This window comes from Burkholderia sp. SIMBA_051 (assembly GCF_046534915.1).
Lineage (GTDB): Bacteria > Pseudomonadota > Gammaproteobacteria > Burkholderiales > Burkholderiaceae > Burkholderia > Burkholderia ambifaria.
Genome location: NZ_JAWRXS010000744.1, coordinates 1 through 244, shown reverse-complemented (window position 1 = coordinate 244; position 244 = coordinate 1). Strand labels below are relative to the sequence as shown.

Annotated in this window: 1 pseudogene; it reads right to left on the bottom strand. The window is 64.8% G+C overall.

Annotated features, from left to right (window positions below):
• A pseudogene (locus tag SB771_RS36450) lies at positions 1 to 234 on the bottom strand (type VI secretion protein); the annotation flags it as partial.
• Positions 235 to 244: the final 10 nt, after the last annotated feature.

Here is a 244-nt window from a genome sequence, read left to right as displayed (position 1 = left end):
GTATCCGCCAATCGTGCGCTTCGGCACCACGAGCCCCTTTTCAGCCCACCGCACCTTGGCCTTGCCGCCGGCGACGTCCTGCTGCAGCGCTGCAAAAAAATCGGAAATCATCCGCGGAGCGCCCTTCAGGATTTCATCAAATCGGTCCGCTGCCGGCGTGGCCGGCGCCGCAATCGGCTCGCGTCGAATCTCAGCGGGATTGAGCGCCGCTGGTGGCGGAAGCTCGAGCGCCATCTGCCGTTCA